General features: G+C 60.7%; 1 protein-coding gene. It reads left to right on the plus strand.

Features of this window, described 5'->3' with window-relative positions; genetic code table 11:
- Positions 1-8: 8 nt before the first annotated feature.
- Positions 9-438 (plus strand): SURF1 family cytochrome oxidase biogenesis protein (locus J5M58_RS28590; protein WP_368857217.1); only part of this gene is annotated, 430 nt, incomplete at its 3' end.

The following is a 438-nucleotide window of genomic DNA, read 5'->3' on the forward strand; positions in this document are numbered from 1 at the left end:
TCCTCGGACTGTGGCAGATGAACGTTTTTGAGTCCCAACGTGACGACTCGACGCAGGCGCGTATCAACGAGCCAGTGATCACCTGGAATGAGGCGCCTAAGAAGGCCAGTGTCATGGCTCAGTACGGACGCCGGGTGACGGTGACGGGCACGTTCCAACCGTCGACCACAACCTTGATAGGCACATCGTGGCCAGTACGCGTCGTAACGGGAATCAAACTGACCTCCGGGGAAACGATGGCCGTAGTTCGCGGCAAGCTCTCGAAAGGCGAGAGAGTCCCTGCTGCGCCCACGGGGGCTATAACAGTGACGGGTGTGCTCGCGGCATCTGAAGCCGATGACGGTCGCCGAAATTCCCAGATGCCGGCTGCCGTGCTCCCCTCCTTGCGGCTGGAAGTGTTGACCCAGACATGGCCCCAACCCTTGGTACCAGCAACCC

Source organism: Pseudomonas sp. 32_A (assembly GCF_017490905.1).
GTDB lineage: Bacteria > Pseudomonadota > Gammaproteobacteria > Pseudomonadales > Pseudomonadaceae > Aquipseudomonas > Aquipseudomonas inefficax.